Source organism: Bradyrhizobium sp. SSBR45G (assembly GCF_030159255.1).
Lineage (GTDB): Bacteria > Pseudomonadota > Alphaproteobacteria > Rhizobiales > Xanthobacteraceae > Bradyrhizobium.
Genome location: NZ_BSCT01000026.1, coordinates 95301 through 120172, shown reverse-complemented (window position 1 = coordinate 120172; position 24872 = coordinate 95301). Strand labels below are relative to the sequence as shown.

General features: G+C 66.7%; 22 protein-coding genes. 14 read left to right on the top strand and 8 right to left on the bottom strand.

Going from position 1 to position 24872, the window contains the following annotated elements:
• The first annotated feature begins 458 nt into the window (after nucleotides 1–458).
• From QQL87_RS25880 to QQL87_RS25865, 4 genes are all read left to right on the top strand, one after another.
• The gene (locus QQL87_RS25880) at nucleotides 459–1067 is read left to right on the top strand and encodes a nuclear transport factor 2 family protein (RefSeq protein WP_284421791.1); all 609 of its coding nucleotides are present in this window, start codon (nucleotides 459–461) and stop codon (nucleotides 1065–1067) included.
• Nucleotides 1068–1527: 460 nt separating this feature from the next.
• Nucleotides 1528–2571: an aromatic ring-hydroxylating dioxygenase subunit alpha gene (locus tag QQL87_RS25875; RefSeq protein WP_284421790.1), complete on the top strand. Its 1044-nt coding sequence runs from the start codon at nucleotides 1528–1530 to the stop codon at nucleotides 2569–2571.
• A gap of 5 nt (nucleotides 2572–2576) precedes the next feature.
• Entirely contained in the window at nucleotides 2577–3326 is a 750-nt protein-coding gene (locus QQL87_RS25870) for a GntR family transcriptional regulator (RefSeq protein ID WP_284421789.1), read from the top strand.
• 18 nt (nucleotides 3327–3344) lie between these two features.
• Nucleotides 3345–4325: a PDR/VanB family oxidoreductase gene (locus QQL87_RS25865; protein WP_284421787.1), complete on the top strand. Its 981-nt coding sequence runs from the start codon at nucleotides 3345–3347 to the stop codon at nucleotides 4323–4325.
• Between the two features lie 11 nt (nucleotides 4326–4336).
• Here the strand turns inward: QQL87_RS25865 and QQL87_RS25860 are convergent, their stop codons facing one another.
• On the bottom strand, nucleotides 4337–4990 hold the full coding sequence (locus tag QQL87_RS25860; protein ID WP_284421786.1) for a hypothetical protein: 654 nt from the start codon (nucleotides 4988–4990) through the stop codon (nucleotides 4337–4339).
• A 136-nt stretch (nucleotides 4991–5126) separates the two neighbouring features.
• Nucleotides 5127–6161, bottom strand: coding sequence for a uroporphyrinogen decarboxylase family protein (locus QQL87_RS25855; protein ID WP_284421793.1), 1035 nt, complete (start codon nucleotides 6159–6161; stop codon nucleotides 5127–5129).
• A 175-nt stretch (nucleotides 6162–6336) separates the two neighbouring features.
• Between QQL87_RS25855 and QQL87_RS25850 the strand changes: the two genes are divergently transcribed.
• The 3 genes from QQL87_RS25850 (at nucleotide 6337) to hemC (ending at nucleotide 10242) form a co-directional block, all read left to right on the top strand.
• Entirely contained in the window at nucleotides 6337–7530 is a 1194-nt protein-coding gene (locus QQL87_RS25850; RefSeq protein ID WP_284421785.1) for an acetate/propionate family kinase, read from the top strand.
• Between the two features lie 93 nt (nucleotides 7531–7623).
• On the top strand, nucleotides 7624–9249 hold the full coding sequence (locus tag QQL87_RS25845) for a GMC family oxidoreductase (RefSeq protein WP_284421784.1): 1626 nt from the start codon (nucleotides 7624–7626) through the stop codon (nucleotides 9247–9249).
• 15 nt (nucleotides 9250–9264) lie between these two features.
• Nucleotides 9265–10242 (top strand): hydroxymethylbilane synthase, encoded by a 978-nt coding sequence (hemC, locus tag QQL87_RS25840; protein WP_284421783.1) that lies wholly within the window; start codon nucleotides 9265–9267, stop codon nucleotides 10240–10242.
• Between the two features lie 4 nt (nucleotides 10243–10246).
• On the opposite strand, the gene hemE is transcribed toward hemC, so the two are convergent.
• Complete coding sequence (gene hemE / locus QQL87_RS25835; protein ID WP_502871221.1) at nucleotides 10247–11293, bottom strand: uroporphyrinogen decarboxylase; 1047 nt, start codon at nucleotides 11291–11293, stop codon at nucleotides 10247–10249.
• A 183-nt stretch (nucleotides 11294–11476) separates the two neighbouring features.
• Between hemE and QQL87_RS25830 the strand changes: the two genes are divergently transcribed.
• Together QQL87_RS25830 and QQL87_RS25825 are read left to right on the top strand one after the other, a co-directional pair.
• A complete protein-coding gene (locus QQL87_RS25830) occupies nucleotides 11477–11725 on the top strand; it encodes a hypothetical protein (protein ID WP_284421782.1) in 249 nt (82 codons plus the stop codon).
• A 160-nt stretch (nucleotides 11726–11885) separates the two neighbouring features.
• Nucleotides 11886–13796, top strand: a complete 1911-nt coding sequence (locus QQL87_RS25825; protein WP_284421781.1) for a diguanylate cyclase — start codon at nucleotides 11886–11888, stop codon at nucleotides 13794–13796.
• Between the two features lie 13 nt (nucleotides 13797–13809).
• Here the strand turns inward: QQL87_RS25825 and QQL87_RS25820 are convergent, their stop codons facing one another.
• Nucleotides 13810–14037, bottom strand: a complete 228-nt coding sequence (locus QQL87_RS25820) for a SlyX family protein (protein WP_284421780.1) — start codon at nucleotides 14035–14037, stop codon at nucleotides 13810–13812.
• Entirely contained in the window at nucleotides 14024–14803 is a 780-nt protein-coding gene (gene trhO, locus QQL87_RS25815; protein WP_284421779.1) for an oxygen-dependent tRNA uridine(34) hydroxylase TrhO, read from the bottom strand. The genes QQL87_RS25820 and trhO overlap by 14 nt, the downstream gene beginning before the upstream one ends.
• A gap of 132 nt (nucleotides 14804–14935) precedes the next feature.
• Between trhO and ggt the strand changes: the two genes are divergently transcribed.
• Complete coding sequence (ggt, locus tag QQL87_RS25810) at nucleotides 14936–16522, top strand: gamma-glutamyltransferase (RefSeq protein WP_284421778.1); 1587 nt, start codon at nucleotides 14936–14938, stop codon at nucleotides 16520–16522.
• A 223-nt stretch (nucleotides 16523–16745) separates the two neighbouring features.
• On the opposite strand, the gene QQL87_RS25805 is transcribed toward ggt, so the two are convergent.
• Nucleotides 16746–17102: a DUF1428 domain-containing protein gene (locus QQL87_RS25805; protein ID WP_284421777.1), complete on the bottom strand. Its 357-nt coding sequence runs from the start codon at nucleotides 17100–17102 to the stop codon at nucleotides 16746–16748.
• Between the two features lie 160 nt (nucleotides 17103–17262).
• On the opposite strand from QQL87_RS25805, the gene QQL87_RS25800 reads away from it, so the two are divergent.
• Both QQL87_RS25800 and QQL87_RS25795 read left to right on the top strand, forming a co-directional pair.
• Nucleotides 17263–19236 (top strand): DEAD/DEAH box helicase, encoded by a 1974-nt coding sequence (locus QQL87_RS25800; RefSeq protein WP_284421776.1) that lies wholly within the window; start codon nucleotides 17263–17265, stop codon nucleotides 19234–19236.
• Nucleotides 19237–19310: 74 nt separating this feature from the next.
• Nucleotides 19311–19712: a DUF2177 family protein gene (locus QQL87_RS25795; protein WP_284421775.1), complete on the top strand. Its 402-nt coding sequence runs from the start codon at nucleotides 19311–19313 to the stop codon at nucleotides 19710–19712.
• Between the two features lie 89 nt (nucleotides 19713–19801).
• Here the strand turns inward: QQL87_RS25795 and QQL87_RS25790 are convergent, their stop codons facing one another.
• Nucleotides 19802–21508, bottom strand: coding sequence for a methyl-accepting chemotaxis protein (locus QQL87_RS25790; RefSeq protein WP_284421774.1), 1707 nt, complete (start codon nucleotides 21506–21508; stop codon nucleotides 19802–19804).
• Nucleotides 21509–21855: 347 nt separating this feature from the next.
• The gene (locus QQL87_RS25785; RefSeq protein WP_284421773.1) at nucleotides 21856–22515 is read right to left on the bottom strand and encodes a peroxiredoxin; all 660 of its coding nucleotides are present in this window, start codon (nucleotides 22513–22515) and stop codon (nucleotides 21856–21858) included.
• A 364-nt stretch (nucleotides 22516–22879) separates the two neighbouring features.
• Between QQL87_RS25785 and QQL87_RS25780 the strand changes: the two genes are divergently transcribed.
• Together QQL87_RS25780 and QQL87_RS25775 are read left to right on the top strand one after the other, a co-directional pair.
• Complete coding sequence (locus QQL87_RS25780) at nucleotides 22880–23458, top strand: hypothetical protein (protein WP_284421772.1); 579 nt, start codon at nucleotides 22880–22882, stop codon at nucleotides 23456–23458.
• A 166-nt stretch (nucleotides 23459–23624) separates the two neighbouring features.
• Nucleotides 23625–24749, top strand: a complete 1125-nt coding sequence (locus QQL87_RS25775) for a S1C family serine protease (RefSeq protein WP_284421771.1) — start codon at nucleotides 23625–23627, stop codon at nucleotides 24747–24749.
• Nucleotides 24750–24872: the final 123 nt, after the last annotated feature.

The following is a 24872-nucleotide window of genomic DNA, read 5'->3' as shown; positions in this document are numbered from 1 at the left end:
GGGCCACGGGCCTCAGCCGAGGTCCGGCCTTCTCCGCGCCCTCTCGTGATTCAGGAGGGACACGAATGCTTGATGACCTGAGCACGATGTGCTGCGGGATGACGATCGCTTGTCTCTTTGCACCGCTGATGAAACGCAGGTCTCGATCGTCTGCTCCGCTGTCGTCCCGGACAAGCGCGCTCCCGGCAACGCGCAAGCGTTGTCCGGCACGCGCGCGCAGATCCGGGACCCATAACCCCAGGGAGACGTTTTGGGCACGATGGTCGATCGATCCCGCCCAGCCACATCCGCCACGGCCTATGGGTCCCGGGTCGGCGTCCGCCAACGCTTCGCGTTGCCGGGCTCGCCCGGGACGACACCGAGTGCGTGGTGCGCTCTGGGCAGCCATGATCAGCCGTGACTTTGCAGCACTATCCCGATCTCGTATTCAGCAGCGACAACCGAAAGAGGAATGCACCATGACCAAGACCGCCGCCGAGATCGAGGACGACCGTCTGATCCGCGAACTGCTGCAGAATTGGGCGATCTGGCGCGATGCCGGTGACTGGGAGCGCTTCCGCACGGTGTGGCATCCGGACGGACGGATGATGGCAACGTGGACGCAGGGCACCGGCGACGAGTTCATCGAGATCAGCAAGGCCGCGTGGGCCAAGGGCGTCAACATCCTGCACTTCCTCGGCGGCATCTCGGTCGATCTCAAAGGCTCCCGCGCGATCGCGCAGACCAAGATGACGATCTCGCAGCGGGCCGAGGTCGAAGGCGTCGTATGCGACGTGCTGTGTACCGGCCGCTTCTACGACTTTCTCGAAAAGCGCGCCGGCACATGGGGCATCGTGCTGCGCCAGCCGATCTACGAGAAGGATCGCATGGACCCGGTGACGCCCGGCGCGGTGCCGGCGCTCGACCGGGAGCTGCTCGAGCAGTTTCCGGTCGGCTATCGGCACCTTGCCTATCTGCAGACGCGGATCGGCTACACCGTCAAGCGCGACATGCCCGGATTGAAGGGGCCGGAGGTCGAGGCGCTGTACGCGCGCGGTGCGGCCTGGCTCGGCGGCGCGCCGCTGTGATCGTCGAACCGTTCATCACCCCGCCGCGGCGGATCTGGCTCAGCCGGGCCAGTGGCGCATGGGCGGCGTGGTGATGAAAGGAGACGGAATGTCGAAGGCGAGCGTGGCGCGCTGTCGCCGGCCGGGCGGGATCTGCTCTCGATCGAGACGAGTGACGCCTGCGGGCGCACATCCGACATCGCGATCTGTTCGGCGCAGTCTGATCCGCCGAAGCTCGCGTTCCGTTACAAGGCCGAGTTGATGCTCGGCAGATGGGCAAGTCGGCCGAAATGATGGAATTCCATCAGATTTTGATCTGGAAAAGACCGATTCCCTCGATCATCTTGGTATACCAGGAATGAGCCTGTATACAAAAATCATCATCTTGGTCGGGGAGAGCGGGTAATCTTGCAGGTTTTTGGGTGTTGCTGTATACAGATCGTCAGGCAGAGTATACTGACCTACCGCTAGAGGACACGCCATGGCCGCTCCCTTCCCCATGAATGCCTGGTACGCCGCCGCCTGGGACGCCGAGGTCAAGCAGGCGCTGCTCCCGCGGACGATCTGCGGCAAGCACGTCGTGATGTATCGCAAGGCTGACGGCGGCATTGCCGCGCTCGAGGATGCCTGCTGGCACCGGCTGGTGCCGCTGTCCAAGGGCCGGCTCGAGGGCGACACCGTCGTCTGCGGCTATCACGGCCTGAAATTCAGCCCGCAGGGCCGCTGCACCTTCATGCCCTCGCAGGAGACCATCAATCCCTCCGCTTGCGTGCGCGCCTATCCGGCGGTGGAACGCCATCGCTTCATCTGGCTGTGGATGGGCGATCCGGCGCTGGCCGATCCTGCTGCGATCCCCGACATGCACTGGAACCACGATCCGGCGTGGGTCGGCGACGGCAAGACCATCCAGGTCAAATGCGACTATCGCCTCGTGGTCGACAATCTGATGGATCTCACCCACGAGACCTTCGTGCACGGCTCGTCGATCGGCAACGATGCGGTCGCTGAAGCGCCGTTCGACGTCACCCATGGCGAGCGCACCGCGACCGTGACGCGCTGGATGCGCGGCATCGAGCCGCCGCCGTTCTGGGCCAGGCAGCTCGGCAAGGAAGGTCTCGTCGACCGCTGGCAGATCATCCGCTTCGAGGCGCCGTGCACGGTGACGATCGACGTCGGCGTGGCGCCGACCGGGACCGGCGCGCCGGAAGGCGATCGTTCGCAGGGCGTCAACGGCATGGTGCTCAACACCATCACGCCTGAGACCGACAAGACCTGCCACTATTTCTGGGCCTTCGCCCGCAACTATCAGCTCACCGAGCAGCGGCTGACGACCGAAATCCGCGAGGGCGTGTCCGGCATCTTCCGCGAGGACGAGCTGATCCTCGAGGCGCAGCAGCGGGCTATGGACGAGAACCCCGGACGCGTCTTCTACAACCTCAACATCGATGCAGGCGCAATGTGGGCGCGGCGGATCATCGACCGGATGATCGCACGCGAGACGCCGCTGCGCGAAGCCGCGGAGTAGATGGAATGGCCGAGCGCGAGACCGAGCGTTCCGTATCTCAGACCGTCCGTGCGCAGCTCACTCTGCGCGACCTGATCCTCACCGGAGGCCTGCGGCCCGGCGAGCGCATCTCGGAGCTGCAGGCGGTCGAGGTCGCCGGCGTCTCGCGCACGCCGGTGCGCATGGCGCTGGTTCGGCTGGAGGAGGAGGGACTGCTCGAGGCGATTCCGTCGGGCGGCTTCATGGTGAAGTCGTTCTCCGAGCGCGACGTGCTCGACTCCATCGAGGTGCGCGGCACGATGGAAGGTCTGGCGGCGCGGCTCGCCGCCGAGCGCGGCGTCTCCGTGCGCGATACCGAGCCGATGCGCGAATGTCTCGCCCAGATCGACGAGCTGATCGCGCCGCAGGAGATTTCCTTCGATGCGTTCTCGGCCTATGTCGCGCTCAATGCGCGGTTTCACGCCTTGCTGGCGGAGCTGTCGCGCAGTCCGCCGGTGATCCGCCAGGTCGACCGCGCCAGTGCGCTGCCGTTCGCCTCGCCGAGCGGCTTCGTCATGGCGCAGTCGGCGCTGCCCGAGGCGCGCCACATCCTGGTGGTCGCGCAGGAGCATCATCGCATCGTCATCGATGCGATCGAGAACCGCGAGGGCGCGCGCGCCGAGGGGATCATGCGCGAGCATGCCCGGCTGGCGGCCCGCAATCTGCGGCTGGCGGTCAAGGCGCGGGGCCCGATGGATCTCGTTCCGGCCGCCGTGCTGATCAAGGCGTCGACCTGAGAACTGACGGAGACGATCATGCGCTTCCAGGACAATTGGTCCCCCGCGACGCTGGTGGCGACGCGCGATCTCGCCGCGGGAATCCGCGAATTCATCCTACGGCCGGATGGTTATATCTGCGCGCCCTACGCGATCGGCAGCCACATCAAGGTCGGCGTTCTCGTCAATGGTCAGCCCGATGTGCGCTCCTATTCTCTGGTCGGCGAGGCCGATCCGCGCGGCTACCGGATCGCCGTGAGGCATGCCGAGGATTCGCGCGGCGGGTCGCGCTATCTGTGGTCGCTGCAGCCGGGGGCACGGATCGACGTGGCCAGCCCGAGTTCGCTGCTGCAGGTCGACTGGCAGCGCAAGGACTATTGCCTCGTCGCCGGCGGCATCGGCATCACGCCGCTGGTCGGCGCAGCGCAGGCTCTGTTGCGCAAGACGCCGAACGTGTCGCTGCATTACGCGGTGCGATCGCAGGACGATGCGGCCTATGTCGAGGAGCTTTCGGCGCTGCTCGGCGACCGGCTTGCCGTCTACGCGGCCGACCAGTCGCAGCGGCTCGATCTGTCCGGCGTGTTCGCCGCGCTGCCGGCGGGAACGGCCGTGCTGTTCTGCGGGCCGATGCGGATGCTGGATGCGGCGCGTAGCGCCTGGGCGGCGTGTGGCCGTCAGCCGGCCGATCTCAGCTATGAGACGTTCGGATCGTCAGGGCGGCTGTCGACCGAGCCGTTCAAGGTTCGCCTGCGCGGCAGCGGCGAGGAGATCCTGGTGCCCCGCGACCGCTCGATGCTGGATGTGCTCAACGCCGCCGGCCATGAGGTCATGGCCGACTGCCGGCGCGGCGAATGCGGGGTCTGCGCGCTCGACGTGGTCGAGGTCGACGGCGAGATCGATCATCGCGACGTGTTCTTCAGCGCCGAGCAGAAGCACGAGAGCCGCAAGCTGTGCGCCTGCGTCTCGCGCGCCCATGGCGTGGTGACGATCGATACGCTGGAGCGCGCCGACGCGCCGTGACGCCTGGCCGGCTATTTGTCGGCGAGGCTGACCGGCAGTGCCGACTGTGACCTGGCCGAGGATTTGCGGCCGTTCTGCTCCGCCGCGACCGCGGCGCGCGCCGCCTTGAGGCGGGCATCTGCGTCCTTGTCGGCGAGCAGCGCGTCGGTGAGGTTGGCCTCCGCGTCATGCGCCGCATCTGCCGCGGCCCTGGCGGCGGCGAGATTGGCGGGGACGGGATTGGCTTTCGCCAGCGCTTCCGCCGCGCTGCGCTCGGCCACCGCCTTCTCGTTCGCCGCCAGCGCGGCATCGAGATTGGCATCGGCGATGGTCTCCGCGGCTTCGGCCGCGGCCAGTGCCGACGCGGCAGGACTGAGCGGCGGCCGTGTCTTGGCCGCGCGCTCCGGAGCCGGCGCCGGCCTGGTCCCCGCCTGCGGAGCGGGAGGCTGAAGCGGCTGCGCGGCGACGGGCGGCGGCGCGGGTTGTTGGATCGAAGGAGGCTGCAACGACGGCATTGTCGGCACGAGGTCGAGCGGCACCACGCGCGCAAACGAGCTGCGCGCGTCGCGCAGCAGCCCGCCCATGACGTTGTCGAGCGGATCGGCGCATGCAGCCCCGCTCAGCGCTGAGCCGCCGAGCAGGGCGATTGCACCGGCGAGGTTTCTCGACGAGATGCAGACGGCCATGAGAGCCTCCATTCCGACACGATCGGCTCAGCCGATCCGCGGCGTTCACCGCCTGCCTTATTCCGGGAATGGGGTTGCAGGGTGGCGTCGCCGTGGACGACGCTGCCCGACATGCGCCGAAGCTGCCTTATTGGCCTCAGTCCAACTCCGCGCGCACCCGCGCCGCCGCCGCGCACATCGCCTTCAATTTCCCGAACGCGGTGGCGCGCGGCAGATATTTCATGCCGCAATCCGGCGCGACGACGAGCCGCTCCGGCGCCACGACTTTGAGGCCGTTGCGAATGCGCTCGGTGATCACCGCGACCGGCTCGACCTCGGGATCGCCGAGATCGAGAACGCCGAGCACGATGGTCTTGGCCTGGAGATCCTTGAGAACGCCGAGATCGAGCCGCGGCTGCGCCGCCTCGATCGCGATCTGGGTCGCGCAGCAATCGGCAAGCTCGGTGAGAAACGCATATCCGCTCGGCTTGCTCGCGCCCGGCACGATGGCGGCATAGCCGAAGCAGACATGAACGATGGTCGGCACCGTGACATGATCCAGCGCCCGGTTGATCGCCTTCACGGCATAGCGCCGCGCCGCCTGCGGATTGTTGCGCACCCAGGGTTCGTCGAGCTGGATGACGTCGGCGCCCGCCCGCTGCAGGTCACGCGCCTCGGCGTTGACGACCTCGGCAAAGGCCATCGCGAGCGCCTCGTCGTCGCGGTAGTAGTCGTCCTGCGCCTGCTGGCTCAGGGTGAACGGCCCGGGCAGGGTGATCTTGGCGGCGCGGACGGTGTTGCGGCGAAGGAACTCCATGTCGCGCAGCTCGATCTGGTCCTTCCGCCTGATCGGTCCGACGACGCGCGGCACCGGCGTCTTGATGCCGGAGGGCGAGATGATGATCGCCGGATTGTCGGCATCGATGCCGTCGAGCGCGGTGGCGAAGCGGTTGGAGTAGCTCTCGCGCCGGATCTCGCCATCGGACACGATGTCGATCCCGGCCTGCTCCATGTCGTGGATCGCGACGATCGTGGCGTCGTCCTGGGCGTCGTCGAGCAGCGGCCGCTGGATCCGCCACATGCCCTGCAACCGGATGCGCGGAACGGATTTGGCGAGCATGGCGCGATCGACCAGCCAGTCCGGCTGCGGATAGCTTCCGACCACGGTGGTCGGCAGGAGATGTCGAGGCATGTTCACCACAAAGGTCCTCCCCGCAATCCGGCTCGCTTTCGCAAAACGTCCGCAGACGATACTCTCGGCATAGCGATGCAACCTAGCGTTTTGTTTGTCTTTGGATCGTCATGAAAATGGCTCGTATTTTCCCCATTTTGCGCGTTGGCGAGCCTTCCTTGCGAAGGCCGGCGGCATGACGATGCAGCACATCCTCACCGTCAATGCGGGCTCGTCGTCGATCAAATTCGCATTGTTCGCACACGATGCCGGCCTGGTCGAAACCCTGCGGGGCCAGATCGAGGGGCTTGGCAGCGCGGTCCCGCATCTCGAAGCCTGGCTGAATGGCCGTCCGCTTGCGGATGAGCGGCTCGACCCGACGCGGGCGGCGACGCATGAAGCAGCCTTCGCGGTGGTGATCGACGTCCTGCAACGCGCCGTCGGTCGCACCGCCGTCGATGTGGTCGGCCATCGCATCGTGCATGGCGGGCTCGCATTCACCCAGCCCGTCGTGATCGCCGGCGATGTCCTCGCACGCCTGGAGGCGCTCAATCCGCTCGCGCCGCTGCACCAGCCTCACAATCTCGCCGGCGTGCGCGCCGCCCACCGCGCCTTTCCCGATGCGCTGCAGGCCGCATGTTTCGACACCGCCTTCCATCGCTCGCATCCATGGGTGAGCGATACCTACGCGCTGCCGCGCGCGCTCTATGACCAGGGTGTCCGGCGCTACGGCTTTCACGGCCTGTCCTACGAATATGTCGTCTCGCGATTGAAGGAGATCGCGCCGGGTGACGCGAGAGGCCGTGTGGTGGTGATGCATCTCGGCAATGGCGCCTCGATGTGTGCGATCCGCGACGGACAGAGCATCGGCTCGTCGATGGGGTTCACGGCGCTCGACGGCCTGCCGATGGGGACGCGCTGCGGACAGCTCGATCCCGGCGTGGTTCTCTACCTCCTGCAGGAGAAGCGGATGTCGCCCGCCGCTGTGACGGATCTGCTCTACAATCACGCGGGTCTGAAGGGGCTCTCGGGCCTGTCACAGGACATGCGTGAACTGGAGGCGGCCGGTACGCCCGAGTCCGCACAGGCGATCGACTATTTCGTCGACCGGATCAGGCGCGAGCTCGGCGCCATGGCCGCGGTGCTCTCCGGCATCGACGTCGTCGTGTTCTGCGGCGGCATCGGCGAGCACGCCTGGCGCATCCGTGCGCGCGTCTGCCAAGGCTTCGAATGGCTCGGGATCGTGCTCGATGAGAGCAGGAATCGCGCGGGCGAAACCGTGGTCTCGGCGGATGGCTCGCGGGTTCGCGTGCTCATGATCAACACCAACGAGGACATCATGATCGCGCGGCATGCCGCGCGGCTGTTCGCTGTCCGGAGCAACGATTGATGCGGCGGGGCGGGCCTGCGGATTTGGCCCTTGCATGTCATCGTCTTTTGGTATCTCCAGGATGAAAGACCAAGAAAACCGGGCAGGGAAGCGATGGACGGCAGCGTGGCGGTGCGTGAGGCGGACCTGGAATTTGACTATGTCGTGGTCGGTGCCGGCTCCGCGGGCTGCGTTCTCGCCAATCGTCTCAGCAGCGACGGCAGGCACACGGTGCTGCTGCTCGAAGCCGGTCCCAAGGATACCAACATCTGGATCCACGTTCCGCTCGGCTATGGCAAGCTGTTCAAGGAAAAGACCGTCAACTGGATGTACCAGACCGAGCCCGAGCCGGGGCTCGACGGCCGCTCCGTGTTCCAGCCGCGCGGAAAAGTGCTGGGCGGCTCCAGCTCGATCAACGGCCTGCTCTACGTTCGTGGCCAGCACGAGGATTACGACCGCTGGCGCCAGCGCGGCAATGTCGGCTGGAGCCATGACGATGTGCTGCCCTATTTCAAGCGGGCGGAAAATCAGTGCCGCGGCGCGGATGACTACCACGGCGTCGGCGGCCCGCTGCCGGTGTCCGACTGGCGGCACGAGGATCCGCTGTCCGAGGCGTTCGTGAAGGCGGCGGTCGAGGCCGGCCTGCCGTTCAATGCCGACTTCAACGGCGCCAGCCAGGAAGGCGCAGGCTTCTTCCAGACCACGACCTTCCGCGGCCGCCGCTCCAGCAGCGCGGTGTCCTATCTGCGGCCGGCGCTCGGCCGCAGCAATCTCAACGTCGAGACCGATGCGCTGGCCCAGCGCATCCTGTTCGAGGGGCGCCGCGCCAGTGGCGTGAGTTTCAGCCAGCGCGGCCGGCTGCGGACCGTCCGCGCGCGCAAGGAAGTCCTGGTATCCAGCGGTGCTTATAATTCTCCGCAGCTGCTGCAACTGTCCGGCGTCGGCCCGGGTGACCTGCTCAAGCAGCACGGCATCGCCGTGGTGCTCGATGCGCCGGGTGTCGGCAGCGACCTGCAGGATCATCTCCAGGTGCGCATCGTGATGCGCTGCAGCCAGCGCATCACGCTCAACGACATCGTCAATAATCCCGTTAGCAAGGTGCTGGCCGGCGCGCGCTACGCGGCCTTCCGCAAGGGCCCGCTGACGATCGCGGCAGGCACTGCCGGCGCGTTCTTCAAGACCGATCCGCGGCTCGCGAGCCCGGATGTCCAGATCCACTTCATCCCGTTCTCGACCGACAAGATGGGCGAGAAGCTGCACAGCTTCTCCGGCTTCACCGCCTCGGTCTGCCAGCTCAGGCCCGAAAGCCGCGGCTCGCTGCGGATCAGGAGCGCCGATCCGGCGACACCGCCGGAGATCCGCATCAATTATCTCGCCAGCGAGACCGACCGGCGGGCCAATGTCGACGGGCTCCGGATCTTGCGGAAAATTCTGGCGGCGCCAGCCTTGAAGCCGTATGTCTCGGATGAAGCCTATCCGGGGTCCAAGATCGTGAGCGACGACGACATCCTGGCCTATTGCCGACAGACCGGCAGCACGATCTATCATCCGACCTCGACCTGCCGGATGGGGACCGATGCGCTGGCCGTGGTCGATCAGCGGCTGCGGGTGCGCGGCATCGACGGCCTGCGCGTCGTCGACGCCTCGATCATGCCGGACCTGGTTTCGGGCAACACCAATGCGCCGGTCATCATGATCGCGGAGAAGGCCTCCGACATGATCTTGCAGGACACGCGCTGACGCAGGAATGAGCTCGTGACACGTTTCCGGATCGGTACCCGCAAGAGCACGATGGCGTTGGCGCAGACGGAGGAGATCGCGCGCCGGCTGCAGGCCGCGATCCCCGCGCTCGACATCGAGATCGTCAAATTCGAGACGACCGGCGACTCTGACCAGACCAGCAAGCTTCTGACCCATGGCGGCAAGGGTGGGGCGTTCGTCGCCGAGATCCGCCGGGCCATGCTCGAGGGCAAGCTGCATGCAGCGATGCACTCGCTGAAGGACATGCCGGGCAATGAGGAGACGCCGGGTCTCGTGATCGCGGCCTTGCTGTCGCGCGATCCGCCGGGCGACGTGCTGGTGTTGCGGCGGGGGTTGTCGCTGGACGATTTCCGCAAGGATGGCGGCCGGGGCTTCAAGATCGGCACCAACGCCGTGCGCCGCGCGGCCTACGCGCGGCGGCTGTTTCCGCACGCCGAGCTGATCCATTTCCGCGGCGCCGCCGACACCCGCATCCGCAAGCTCGACAATGGCGAGTTGCAGCGGCTGCCGGATGGCGGTGCGGTCGGGCCGGCCGATGCGCTGATCATGGCGCGGTCCGGACTGGAGCGGGTCGGACTCTCCGACCGTGCGTCGTACGACTTTCCCGTCGCCGACATGCTGCCGGCGGTCGGGCAGGGCATCGTCGCAGTCGAGTGCCCCGCATCGGATTTCGAGACACGGCGGATCCTGGCGACCATCGATGACGTGGCAGCGCGGGCCTGCGCGGACGCCGAGCGCGAGGTGCTGTGGGTGCTCAACGGCCACTGCAACTCGCCGATCGCGGGCTTCTCGACCATCGACGGCGCGCAGATGACCTTGACCGCCTCAGTGCTCGACGAGGACGGCGGCCGCTTCATCGAGGCGCAACGCTCTGCGCCAGCTGATCGTCCGCGCGAGCTCGGCCGGACGGTCGGGCTCGAATTGCTTGCCAAAGGCGCGGCCGCGCTGATCGAGCGCAGCCGGCCGCGCTAGCCCGTCAGCCCTTGAAGGCGCGCACGCGCGCCAGCATCTGCTCGACATGGGCGATCGGGGTCTCCGGCAGGATGCCGTGGCCCAGATTGAAGATGTGCCGCCCGCTGGAATAGCTTGCCAGCACGTCATCGACCGCCTGGTCGAGCGCCGCGCCGCCGGTGATCAGCGCCAGCGGATCGAGATTGCCCTGAACCGCAACCTTGCTCTGCACCCGCTCGCGCACCAGGCCAGGCTCCGCGGTCCAGTCGATGCTGACAGCATCGATGCCGGTTTCCGCGACAAAGCCCGGCAACAGAGCACCAGCGCCGCGCGGAAAACCGATGATCTTCGCATCCGGCCGCGCCTTGCGCACGCCCTCGACGATGCGCTTGGTCGGCGCGACCGACCAGCGGGCGAACTCGCGCGGGGACAGCACGCCGGCCCAGGTGTCGAAGATCTGCAGCGCGTCGGCACCTGCGTCCAGCTGCTTCAGGAGATAGGCGATGGAGCTGTCCACCAGCGCGTCGATGATCTTGCTGAACGCTTGGGGATGGCGGTAGGCGAGCAGCCGCGCCGGGGCCTGGTCCGGCGTGCCCTGGCCCGCCACCATGTAGGTCGCGACCGTCCATGGCGCGCCGCAAAAGCCGATCAGTGCGGTGCTCGGCGGCAGCTCGCCGCGGACGCGGCGCAGCGCCTCGAACACCGCCTCGAGCTTGGAGAGATCCGCTTGGCCGGACAGCGTCGCGATCTTGTCGGGCGTGTCCAGCGGATCGAGTCGCGGCCCTTCGCCGACCTCGAAACGGACGCTGCGGCCGAGCGCGTGCGGGATGACCAGGATGTCGGAAAAGATGATCGCCGCATCGAAGCCGAAGCGCCGGATCGGCTGCAGGGTGACCTCGGCGGCCAGCTCAGGATTGAAGCAGAGGTCCAGGAAACCTCCGGCCTTGGCGCGGACCTCGCGATATTCCGGCAGATAGCGGCCGGCCTGGCGCATCATCCAGATCGGAGGCACGCTTTGCCGCTGACCGGCCAGCACGTCGATGAAAGGCTTGTTCACGGCAGTCTCACTCACGCTGGGGCTCCGCAACCTTCAGGACTGGTTTACCGCCCGTGATACATGGCCGGGCGGTTCCGGCCAAGCTTATATCGGTCCGGGCGCCAACCCGGCGGGCGTGCCCACGCGTCGACAGGATGCGGGATCGACCAGGGAACACGCCTCTCGCCGCGGCGTTGTCGGCGCACAGGGAGATCGATCATGGCTGAGAAATTCAATCCCGCACCGCGCGACAAGCATGCCGTCGATACACGCGAGGCCGCTCGTCTCGATGGCAAGGCTGCAACGGCGCTCGACGAGGGACTCATGGATACGTTTCCTGCGTCCGATCCGGTCAGCGCGCAGCAGCCGTCGACGACGCGCGTGAATGCGGCGAGTGGCGAGCGAGACGCTTCCGGGCAGCGGGCGTCCTCGCTGTGGGAGAAGGTCCGATCGGCGTTCGCACGTTGAACTAACAAGTATGGCGCGAGCGCGCACACCTGCGGCGACCCCGTAATTATACGGTTGAGCCGTAGTCCTACGGTGTGTCCCGAGGACGTGGAACCGGGCTCATTTCAGAGTTAGCTAAGATGTCCGTGAGACTCTGCCGAGGTCCGGAGAGTCCCGCGGAATGGACGTTGGTGCGACCAGAGTTGACCTGAGCCGCCTGCCCTTGTGGGCGGCTGGCGTGCTTGCGCTTTTGTGTGGCGCCATCCTCGCCTTCAGCGGCTGGGGCGAGTGGACGACGCGGAACGCCGAGGTGCGGAATGCCGAGATCGATCTGGCCAATCTCGCGCGATCTCTCACACAGCACGTCGAAGACACGTTCGAGCTCGCCGATTCGCTGCTGCGCGGGGTTGTTGCCGCACTTGAGACTGATGACGGCAAGTCCGGCGCAATCGCCCGTCTGCAGACGATCCTGAAGGCCCGAAAGGCGACGCTGGGCCGCATCCGGGGCGTCTTCGCCTATGACGGGAATGGCGACTGGCTCGCCACGACCGAGGACGTCACGCTCTCCAACTACAATAATGCCGACCGCGACTACTTCGCTCATCACCGCACATCGGCCGACCGCTCGCTGCTGATCGGCCATCCGGTGCAGAGCAAGTCCGGTGGGCAGTGGGTGATTACCCTCTCGCGCCGCTGGAATCACTCCGACGGCAGCTTCGGCGGCGTCGTGCTCGCGACCGTCGATGTCGCCTATTTCGCCGGGTTCTACCGCCAGTTCGACGTCGGCCAGCAGGGAACGATCAGTCTGATGAGCCGCGACGGATCGGTGCTCGCGGACAACTCCGAGCCGGATTCGCGAACGCTTGGGCATCCGGTCCTCGAGGTGATTCCCTATCACCCGGCGTCGGGCACCTTGCACTTCCGCCGCCCGGGCGAGATGTCCGACCGCATCGGCTTTTACCAGCACGCGCAGCGCTATCCGTTCCTCATCCTGGCCACGCGGACGGAGGCGGACGTGCTCGCCGAGTGGAAACGCGACGCTTTCGTGCGGTTCACTGTCCAGGTCAGTCTGCTCGCGCTCGTCGTTGCGATCGGCATGTTCCTCGTCAAGCAGCTGCTGCGGCGGCAGCAGCTATCCGCAGCGCTCGCGGCCAAGGAGGAGAACTTCCGGCTGCTTGCCGAAGGCTCCAGCGACATCGTGACGCGCATCGATCTCGACGAATGCATCGGCTACGTGTCGCCCTCGACCACGCGCGTTCTCGGATGGCATCCGTCGCAGCTGCTCGGCAAGCGCGCGATCTCCGGCGTGAATCCGCTCGATCGTCCGCAGCTCCAGGAGATCCTGGATCAGCTCAGGAAGGGCGCGGCCGACGAGGCGCGTGCGACCTATCGCATGCGTCGGCGCGACAAATCGGAAATCTGGGTCGAGGCCACCATTCGCGCCACACGCCAGCCGAACGGCGAACTCGATGGGTTCGTCGCGGTCACGCGCGACGTGACGCAGCAGAAGACGCTGCAGGGCCGGCTCGAGACGCTGGCGATCGAGGACGGTCTCACCGGGCTCGCCAACCGCCGCCGCTTCGACGAGCGGCTGATGGAGGAGTGGGGCAGGGCCTATCGCGAAAAGACCTCGCTGGCGCTCTTGATGATCGACATCGACCACTTCAAGGCCTTCAACGACACCTACGGCCATCCGGCGGGCGACGAATGCCTGCACACGGTCGCCAGCGTTCTGGCGGACGAGGCCCAACGCAGCTCGGATCTCGTGGCCCGCTATGGCGGCGAGGAGTTTGCGCTGCTGCTGCCGAACACCGATGCCGCGGGATGCGCGCGGCTCGGCGAGCGCATCCGGCGGGCCCTGCATGAAGCGGGCATCGTCCACGCGCACAACCCGCCGGGCATCGTGACGGCCAGCATCGGCGGGGCTGTCTGCCGCCCCGGCTTCGAGCGCTCCGCGGGCCCGGCTTCGCTGATCGAGTCGGCCGACCGCGCGCTCTACGCGGCCAAGGACGGCGGCCGCGACCGCTTGGTCATGGCAGGCGAGGTGGTCGATCTGCCCTCGAGCAAGGCGCCGGCGACCGTTCCGGCCTGAGGCTGCCGCACGCTCAGTAGTGCGGCGGCGGCTCATTGCGCGGCCCCTCGGCATTGCCTTGGGCGTCCTCGAGCCGCTCGACCATCAAGGCGATCTGCCGCTTCAGGGCGTCAATCTCGCGCCATTGCGCCGTGATGGTCTGGTTCAGGGTCTCGATCGTGTCGTCCTGAAACGTCAGCCGCATCTCCAGCCGGTCGATCCGTTCGGCCAGTTCCTGGCGCGACTGTTCAGAATGGCTCATCGCTCGCGCCCTCCGCCTGACCTTGGCTCGCAGCCGCGGCGTGCTCGCGCAGCCCGTGGCCGAGCGCGACCCGTTCGTCGAACACGAAACAGCCGCCGCGCCAGCGGCTGTCGGCTTCCGGGACCTCCTCGAGATATCTCAGGATGCCGCCCTTGAGGTGGTAGACCTCTGAAAATCCGCGGGCCAGCAGCAGCGCGCTCGCCTTCTCGCAGCGGATGCCGCCGGTGCAGAACATCGCGATCCGCTTGTGCCTGGCCGGATCGAGCGCGCGGGCCGCGAAATCCTTGAACTGTCCGAAGCTGCGCAGGCCGGGATCGACCGCGCCTTCGAACGTGCCCATCGCGACCTCGAACGCATTGCGGGTGTCGAGCACGAGCGTATCGGGCGCTGACATCAGCGCGTTCCAATCGGCGGGACTGACATAGGTCCCGACCTGGCGGGTCGGGTCGGCGGCGGCATCGCCCAGCGTCACGATCTCGCGCTTCAGCCGGACCTTCAGGCGCTGGAAGGGCATGGCCGCAGCCTGCGAGAACTTCAGCTCCAGATTGTCGAGGCGCCCGGCGAACAGCGTGCCGAGCCGAAACGCGTCGACCAGCGCGGCGATGGCCTGTTCGGACCCGGCCACGGTGCCGTTGATGCCCTCCTCAGCGAGCAGGATGCTCCCCTTGATACCGCGCTCCGCGCAGAAGGTCTTGAGCGGCGCGCGAAGGTCGCGGAAGTCGGGCAGTGCAACGAACTGATAGAAGGCGGCGACGGTCAGGGGCATGCGGCCATTTAGCAGCAGAGCTGACCATAGAAAAGCTGGTATCCCGGGCCATTGCCGAGGCTGGAAGGAATGTGCCATGTAGCTGGCCAGCACGGGCGTCCCGGCCCCAACAAGATCACGCAGCGAGCAACGATGAGAAGCTTCCATTTTCCCGGCAGGTCCACGGTCCACGCCCAGAACGGAATGATCGCAACCTCGCATCCGCAAGCCGCGCTGGCCGGGATCGAGGTGCTGCGCGCCGGCGGGACCGCAGCCGACGCCGCGGTGGCGGCCTGCGCGCTGCTCGGCGTGATCGAGCCGCAGTCCACCGGTATCGGCGGCGACTGCTTCGCACTCGTCCAGCCCAAGGGCGAGGGCCGGGTCACGGCCTATAACGGCTCGGGCCGGGCGCCGGCCGCGGCCACCGTCGACTGGTACCTCGAGCGCAAGATCCATTCGGTGCCGCTGACCTCGGCCCACGCCGTGTCCGTGCCCGGCGCGATCGACGCCTGGGACCGCATCCTGCGCGACCATGGCCGGCTCGGTCTCGACCGCCTGCTGCAGCCGGCGATCCGCGCCGCCGAGGACGGCTACGTGGTGGCGCCGCGAGTCGGCTTCGACTGGAACAACCAGTTCGAGAAGCTCAAGAACGGCACCAACACCGCGCGCTATTTCCTGCCGCGCGGCAGGGCGGCCGTGGCCGGCGACGTGATCCGCCAGCCGGAGCTGGCGCAGACCTTGCGCGTCATCGCCAAGGAAGGCCCGAAGGGCTTCTATACCGGCGCCGTCGCCGAGGACATGGTGCAGACCCTGCGCGGCATCGGCGGCCTGCACACGCTGGAGGATTTCGCCAACCACCAGACCGAGGTCACCGCGCCGATCGGCACCACCTACAAGGACCACGACGTCTGGCAGTGCCCGCCGAACGGTCCGGGCATCACCATGCTGGTGATGCTCAACATCCTGTCGCGCTTCGACCTGACCCGGATCGCGCCGCTCAGCGTCGAGCGCTTCCACCTCGAGGCCGAGGCCGCGCGCATCGCCTACATGATGCGCGAGCAGCACATCGGCGATCCCGCGCACATGACGACCGAGGTCGCCAGCATCCTCGCCAAGGAATTCGCCGACGAGTACATCTCGCAGATCAGCCTCGACAAGCTGCTCGATCTGCCGAACGTCGCGCCGCCGATGAATCCGGAGACGGTCTACATCACGGTGGTCGACCGCGACCGCAACGTCTGCTCCTTCATCAACTCGATCGCGCATTCGTTCGGCTCGGCGATCGTCTCCAACGAGACCGGCGTGCTGCTGCAGAACCGCGCCGGCGGCTTCCGCATCCAGCCCGGTCATCCGAACTGCATCGGTCCGGGCAAACGCCCGCTGCACACCATCATCCCGGCCCTGGCCACCAAGGCCGGCCGCGCCCAGATGTCGTTCGGCGTCATGGGCGGCCAGTACCAGCCGGTCGGCCAGACCCACGTGCTGACCAACATCCTCGACTATGGCTGCGACGTGCAGGAAGCCATCGATATGGCGCGCGGCCTGCACTACGAGGGCGTCTATCAGCTCGAGGACGGCGTGCCCGCGGAGGTCGTCGAGGGACTGCAGAAGATCGGCCACAAGACCACCAAGGTGGGCTCGCCGCTCGGCGGCGGCCAGGCGATCTGGATCGACTGGGACAAGGGCACGCTCACCGGCGGCTCCGACCCGCGCAAGGACGGCTGCGCGCTGGGCTATTGAGGCGGGTTCATTCTCCGCGGCTGTCGGTGTGGATGGCCACGGCGGCCACACCCTGCACCCGGCGTTCGTGATGACCGGCACGTCCCTCTGCATGAGGCATGGGCGGGGCGGCTCTGGTCTGATTTTCGTAAGACGCGAAGAACCCACTTTCGGGAGAGCGGAACCGACGCCGTGCCGCGGGCGCGGGCGCGCGGCCGCACTTGTCTCTCGCTGCTGCCAGGCGTCAGCCGCGTCCCATCGTGAAGATCGGCCGGAAGCAACCGAGGATCAGGCGCTTGCGATCGAATGGTATCTCGCCGGATATCTCGAAGCGTTGATCGTGGCGCATGCGCGCTTCAGCCGCGTCGAGCGTCGCCTTGTCGGGCCAGACCTGCCAGGAGAAGACGATCTTCTCGCCAGCTTGTGCTGCCACGGCGCGGCGAAAATCGGTGAAGGTGCCGTCTGGAACCTGGTCCTCCCAGGACTCGACGATCTCGAGGCAACCATATTCCTTGAACAGCGCGGCCCCGTGCTCGGCCCAACGGCGGTAGGCCTCCCTCTTGTCCTCCGGTACCGGGATCACGAATCCTGCGACATACATGGCTCAGGCTCCCCTGGGGATCGTGCCGAGAGGCTAGCACGGATCCAGTTGAGCGGCGGCGCCGGGCGGCTGGGCAAAGCGGCATGTTGCCGCTCGGAACACTCGTGTTCCGGCGCCGCTTAGCGTAAAGCAGCCGGAATCAACCGAGGTTTTCCGTCCATTGTCCTTTCCCGCTACAGTTTCGCCGCTCGCCCGCGCTCTCGCCGAGCGCAATTACGAGCAGCCGACCCCCGTTCAGCTTGCCGTTCTCGATGACGAGGCGGTCGACCGCGACCTGCTGGTGTCCGCCCAGACCGGCTCCGGCAAGACCGTCGCTTACGGTCTGGCGATCGCGAAAAACCTGCTGGGCGAGGCCGAGCGGTTCGAGCGGGCGTCAGCGCCGCTGGCGCTGATCGTCGCGCCGACGCGCGAGCTGGCGTTGCAGGTCCAGCGCGAGCTCGCCTGGCTCTATCAGCATGCCGGCGCGCGGGTCATCTCCTGCGTCGGCGGCATGGATCCGCGGCGCGAGCAGCGCGAGCTGGAAGCAGGCGCCCATATCGTCGTTGGCACGCCCGGCCGGCTGTGCGATCACCTTCGGCGCGGCCGTCTCGACATTTCGGAGCTGAAGGCGGTGGTGCTCGACGAGGCCGACGAGATGCTCAATCTCGGCTTTCGCGAGGACATGGAGTTCATCCTCGAGACCACGCCGGAGACGCGGCGGACGCTGCTGTTCTCGGCGACCTTTCCGCGCGGCATCGTGGCGCTGGCGAAGCAGTATCAGGACGATGCATTCCGGATCGAGGTCGAGGGCGACGAAGGCGGGCATGCCGACATCGAGTACCGCGCCATCCGCATCGCCGCCGACGATGTCGAGCACGCGGTGGTCAACGTGCTGCGCTTCTACGAATCGCCGAGCGCGATCGTGTTCTGCAACACCCGCGAGGCGGTCCGTCACCTGCAGGCGGCGCTGCTGGAGCGCGGCTTCTCCGTCGTCGCGCTGTCGGGTGAATTGACCCAGAACGAGCGGACCACGGCGCTGCAGTCGCTGCGCGACGGCCGCGCGCGCGTCTGCGTGGCGACCGACGTCGCGGCGCGCGGCATCGACCTTGCGAAGCTCGATCTCGTCGTCCACGCCGAGCTGCCGAATGATCCCGAGGTCATGCAGCATCGCTCGGGCCGCACCGGCCGCGCCGGGCGCAAGGGCGTCAGCGTGCTCCTGGTGCCGCCGGCCCGACGGCGGCGGGCGGAAACGCTGCTCAATCTCGCCGGCATCGATGCCGTCTGGGGAGCGGCGCCGCAGGCCGACGAGATCCGCAAGCTCGATCAGGAGCGCATGCTGCACGATCAGGTCTTCACCGAGGAGACGACGGCGGAGGATCTGGCGCTCGCACAGGCCCTGCTCGCGGAGCGCTCGGCCGAGGACATCGCTGCGGCCTTGGCGCGGCTCTATCGCGCCCGGCTGCCGTCGCCCGAGGACATTCTCGATCCCGGCCAGGATCGTGGCCGGGCGCGCGAGGATCGCGGCCGCGACGCCAATAGGCCGGTGCGTGGCGAGGAGCGCGCTCCGCCAGCGCCCCGAACCAAGTCGGGGAAGCCGTCCGCGCGTCATGGCATGGGCGAGCCCAGCGTCTGGTTCCGTGCGGCGATCGGGCGCAAGAAGAATGCGGAGGCGCGCTGGCTGCTGCCGATGATCTGCCGCCGCGGCGGCATCGACAAGAATGACATCGGTGCCATCAAGATCCTGGACACCACGACCGAGTTCGAGATCGCTGCCCGCGTCGCCGATGCCTTTGCCGCCAGCATCCGTCGTCCGGACAAGGAGGACAACATCCGCATCGAGGCGCTTGCCGGGGCGCCATCCGGGCAGGGACCTGCGGACAAGCCGCGACCGGACAAGCGGCCGCCGCCGCGGCGCGACGTGGAGGAGAGCGATCACCGTGCGCCGCGCCGGGACGATCGGCGCGATGGCAAGGACACCAGGCCGCGCAGCAAACCGTATCGGGACAGCGACGCGAAGCCCGGCCGCGAACCGGCGTTCGCGAAGAAAAAGCCGCATCGCGACAAGTCCAGCCATGCCGCACGGACGTATTCAGGAGACGCCCCGCGAACGAAACCGCCAGGCGGCAAGAAGGCCAAGGCCAAGCGCCGCGGCTGACCTGCATCTGGCCTGGGCGCGGGAGCTGGGGTCGGCCAGGCTGCCGATCAGCGAACATGAGGGAGACGCCGCGCATGAGCCGGTACGCCGTTCTGTATTTTGCGACCCTGGCCGTGCTGCTCGGCTTCGACATCCCGTTCCTGAGCATCGTTGCCAAAGGCTTCTTCCAGTCGCAGGTCGGCGAGATGCTCGGCGAGGTCCGCCCGGTCCCGGCCGTGCTGTTCTATCTGCTCTATGTCGTGGGCGTGCTGATCTTCGTCAGCGCATCGGCGGATGCGAATTGGCGCTCCACGTTGCTCTACGGCGCGCTGTTCGGCCTGTTCTGCTATGCGACCTTCGAGCTGACCTCGCTCGCAATGCTCAAGCAGTGGACCTGGGCCGTGGTGGCCATGGACATCAGCTGGGGCGTGTTCGTCACCGCGGTCTCGGCCACGGTCGGACTGTTGATTGCGGATTGGGTCACGCCGCGGGCTTGAAGGCCGCGCTCGCACCTGCACCTGTCGCAGACGACAACGCCGCAGCGTCTGCTGCGGCGTTGCAAGAGGATGACAGACTTTAAGCGGCTCTAGGCCGCCCTCACGGTCTGCAGGAAGCGGCCGACTTCCGAGCGCAGCTTGTTGCTGTCGCTCGACAGCGTCTTGGCTGCCGACAGCACCTGGGAGGAGGCCGATCCGGTCTCGCTGGCGCCCTGCTGCACCGCCGAGACGTTGGACGAGACCTCATGCGTGCCCTGGGCCGCCTGCTGCACGTTGCGTGAGATCTCCTGGGTGGCCGCGCCTTGCTCCTCGACTGCGGCTGCGATCGTCGAGGCGATCTCGGACAGGCGTTCGATGGTTCCGGAAATCTCGCGGATGGCGGCGACGGAGTCCTGGGTCGCGCCTTGGATGCTGGAAATCTGGTGGCCGATTTCGCCGGTCGCCTTTGCCGTCTGTTCCGCGAGTGCCTTGACCTCGGAGGCGACGACGGCGAAGCCGCGCCCGGCTTCGCCAGCGCGCGCCGCCTCGATCGTGGCGTTGAGCGCCAAGAGGTTGGTCTGGCCTGCAATCGTGTTGATGAGCTCCACGACATCGCCGATGCGCGCGGCGGCCTTCGACAGCTCGCCGACCCGCTCATTGGTGCGTCGTGCCTGTCCCACCGCGTCGCCAGCCATGCGGGCCGATTCCTGCACCTGGCGGCTGATCTCATTGACCGAGGAGGTGAGCTCCTCGGTGGCCGACGCCACCGACTGCACGTTGGTGGAGGCTTCCTCCGAGGCGGCGGCCACGGTGGTTGCGAGCCGCTGCGAGCGGGTGGCGGTGGAGGTTAACGATCCCGCCGACGCCTCGAGCTCGGTCGAGGCCGACGAGACCGTCCTGATGATCTCGCCGACGGCGCTTTCGAAATTGTCCGCGAGCCTGTGCATGTCGGCCTTGCGCTGCTCGGCGCTGCGCCGCTCTATTTCTTTCTGCTCGGCCTCCATGCGGAGCTTGGCGAGCCCGTTCTCCTTGAAGACCTCGGCCGTCCTGGCGACGTCGCCGATCTCGTCCGTGCGGTCGGTCGAATGCACGGCAATGTCGTAGTTGCCGCCGGCAAGCTGCTGCAGCAGAGCGACGATGGCGCGGATCGGCTTCACGATACCGAACTGGCCGATCAGAAAGCCAAGCATGCCGCTGAACGCGATGCCGACCGCAGCGAGGATGATGAGGTGGCGAGACGTCGCCTCATACTGATCGTGAGCCTCCTTCGCCTTTTCCTCGACCCGGGCGTTGAGGCGGTCGGCCACCGCGCGGACTTTGGTCTGCAAATTCTCCGCGGCGGCACGGCTCTTCATCGCGCTCTCGCGCAGGCGCACGGCGCTGTCGCTGACACCGCTGGACTTCTCCGCGTCGACCACGGCCAGCGTCTTGTCGAGCTGACTCTTGTAGGCCGTGAAGGCCTCCTTCACCTCGGGCAGCATGGCCTTCGCCTTCTCGTCCACGGTCTCGCTCACCAGGGCGAAGCGTTCGTCATATTGCTTGAGCTGGGTCTGGATCACCTCGCGCGCGGCAAGCCTGTTCTCGTCACTCGGATCGAGCGCGCTGCGAAACTCGGCGCGGTTCAGCGCGATGACGTTCTGGTTGACCCGGGCCGCCAGGAGCGCGCGCTTGGACGCTGATGCCATGACATCGGCCTTCTCACTGAGGTCGCGCAATGAGGCAATGCCCAGCCAGGCCATGGCTGCAGCCACTGCGCTCAGCAGAATGACGATCGAAAGGACCTTGGTGAGAATGCGGAAACGACCCATGAACTCCATGCTTCACTCCAAATAAATTGATCCGGCGGCGGCCGCAGACGGCAACCGCGCCACGCGCCAAGCTGACGCATGATCAGAATCCTTCAGTTAGAGTTAAATTTTGCGCAATGACGATGGACTGGCGGATACGTATAAATACGACATGCGGCCACGGTTGTCGTGCGCGTGAACGAAGAAGCCCTTCGCCGGGCACGTCGGGACCGAGATGGTGAGGATCTGGATCGGCCGGTTAGCGGTGTTGTCCACGTGAGCGGTGAGGATCGCCCGCGATCGCCTAGAAGGTCAGAGGAGAGCCGGGGCGCACGATGGCGCCCCGGGATGATGTCAGCGAACTTCGTTTGCTGTCGTTACTTCGGCTGCGGCACCACGCGCAGATACGGCTTCGGCGCCTTCCAGCCGTTCGGGTAGATCGTCTTGGCCTCGTCGTCGGACACCGAGCCGGCGATGATGACGTCCTCGCCCTGTTTCCAGTCGGCAGGCGTCGCGACACGGTGCTTGGCGGTCAGTTGCAGCGAGTCGATGACGCGGAGAATTTCCTGGAAGTTGCGGCCCGTGGTCATGGGATAGACCAGGATCAGCTTGATCTTCTTGTCCGGGCCGATGATGAAAACGTTGCGGACGGTCAGGTTGTCGGCGGCGGTGCGCTTGGCCGGATCGCCGGAGACTGCGGCCGGAAGCATGTCATAGAGCTTGGAGACGTTGTAGTCGGTGTCGCCGATCATCGGGTAGTTCGGCGCCGTACCCTGCGTCTCGCGAATGTCCTCCGACCACTGCGCATGCTTGTCGACCGGATCGACCGACAGGCCCAGCAGCTTGACGCCGCGCTTGTCGAACTCCGGCTTCAGCCGGGCGAGCGCGCCGAGCTCGGTGGTGCAGACCGGGGTGAAATCCTTGGGGTGCGAGAACAGCAGCGCCCAGCTGTCGCCGATCCAGTCGTGGAATTTGATCTTGCCTTCGGTGGTTTGCGCGTCGAAGTCCGGGGCGACTGAGCCGATCTGGAGAGCCATGGGTATCCTCAATTCCATTGCAGGAGGGCGTATAAATTCTTCTAATCACTATAGGAAATACCTCCCATGAAGGGAACCGTTCCGGAGAAAAGAGAAAATTTTTCCATTTCAGCTCAAGCGCGCAACACGTTCTTTTGAGTTCCGCGGGTGCGGGGAAACATCCGTGAGACTACCGGCTGCCCAGATTTCGCCATGTCTCGGTCGCAACACGCCGCCCCCGCAGCCAGCCGCTTTGAACCGTGATCGAGGTCACTGCGGCTAATCGGCAACCGATACAAAAACCCACAAGGCCGTTTCGAACCGTTAACCACTCGTTCAGACGCGGACCGACAAGGTGGGTCAACACAGCAACTGAGAAGAGAACATGTCTGCCTCTGCCCCAAAAGCCATCGGCGCCCTTGATGGTCTCGAGCCGTCCTCCTGTGAAAGTGCTGCGTCCGCGCTCGCCATCGTGCGCGACGGCGTGATCACCGGGGAAGGCCCGACCACTGCGGGACGCGTCCATTTCTCCCGTGTCCTCGATGCCGATGACGCCGCCTGGTGTGCGCGTATCCTGACTGCTGCTGCGATCAATGACGCGCCGGTCAGCCGCGCCGAGGCCGAGGCCCTGTTCGAAATCGATGCTGCCGCGACCGAGCGGAAGGACGACGGCCGTTTCGAGGATCTGCTCGCCAAGGCGATCGCGCACCACACCGCCGCAGCTTCGGGCCTGCCGGTGCCGCCGCGCAGCGTCGCGCTGTCGCCGGACACGGCGATCGAGAGCTGGGCGCCGGCCAATGCGCGCGGCCTGCGCAGCGATGCGCTGGAGTGGGTCGCCAAGCAGATGCGCGGCAAGCGCCAGGGCAACCGCAACCGCGCGCTGATGGCGATGGTTGCGACCCTGGTCGGCGTCACCGTGCTGCCGCTGGCGCAACTGCCCTCGATGATCGATATCGGGATGTAATCCGTCCTCCGACCCTCAGCGAATGCGAAGAGCGCGATGGCATCATCGCGCTTTTTGCTTTTTGTGCTCTCGGCGTGTCGAGGCTTGCTCGGCTCCAGCCTCTTGATGAGGCGGGCGCGCTGGTGAATCAATCGGCCGTGATGAGACCGAGCACGGAGACCTCGAGATGAGGCAATGGAGCTTTCCCGCGCGTCTTCTTGCGGTGGCGGCGACGGCGCTGCTGCTCATGATGGCCTGGCAGACCTTTCCGTTGATCCAGGCGGAGCTGCTCGGCCTGCGTTCCAAGCCCCGCGACATCACGCCGCGCGGCGATCTCGCGTCGGATGAGAAGAGCACGATCGCGCTGTTCGAGAGCCGCAGCGGCTCGGTGGTGTTCATCACGACGGTCCAGCAGTCGGTCAATCCCTGGACGGGGAACGCGCAGGGGGAGCGCTCAGGCACCGGCTCGGGCTTCGTGTGGGACGAACTCGGCCACGTCGTCACCAACTATCACGTCATCGAAGGCGCGACGGAAGCGCTGGTGAGCCTCACCGACGGACGCTCGTTCCGTGCCGCCCTGGTCGGCGCCAATCCGGAGAATGATCTCGCCGTGCTCGTGATCGGCGTCGGCGTGGACCGGCCGAAGCCGCTGCCGATCGGCACCAGCGCCGATCTCAAGGTCGGACAGAAGGTGTTCGCGATCGGCAATCCCTTCGGCCTCAACAGCACGCTGACCACCGGCATCGTCTCGGCGCTCAACCGCAACCTGCAGGTCACGCAGGATCGCGTCCTCAACGGCCTGATCCAGACCGATGCCGCGATCAATCCCGGCAATTCAGGCGGGCCGCTGCTCGACAGCGCGGGACGGCTGATCGGCGTCAACACCGCGATCTACAGTCCGTCGGGAGCATCTGCCGGCATCGGCTTCGCCGTGCCCGTCGACAAGGTCAACCGCATCGTACCGCGGCTGATCGCGGCGGGACGCTATGTCAGCCCGAGCCTCGGCATCCGCACCGATCCCAAGGCCAATGAGGCGCTGTCGGCGCGCCTAGGCCTCTCCGGCGTGTTCGTGCTCGACGTCGAGCCGGATTCGGCAGCCGAGAAGGCGGGGCTCATTCCGGCGCGGCTGAGCCGCGACGGCGGCTTCGTGCTCGGCGACGTGCTGCTGGCGATCGACGGGCAGAAGATGGATTCGCCCGACGACATGACACGCGCATTGGAGGGCAAGTCGCCGGGGGACCGTGCCGTGCTGCGCGTGCTCCGCGCCGGCAAGACGATCGAGGTCCGGGTGGCGCTCGACGTGGCGCGGTGAGGGTGGCGTGATGCAGCATGATGGGCGCAGCTCCGCACGGGAGAGCTCGTGTTTCCACGCGTCATTGCGAGCGCAGCGAAGCAATCCAGGGCGGTGCGCGGGATTCTGGATTGCTTCGCTACG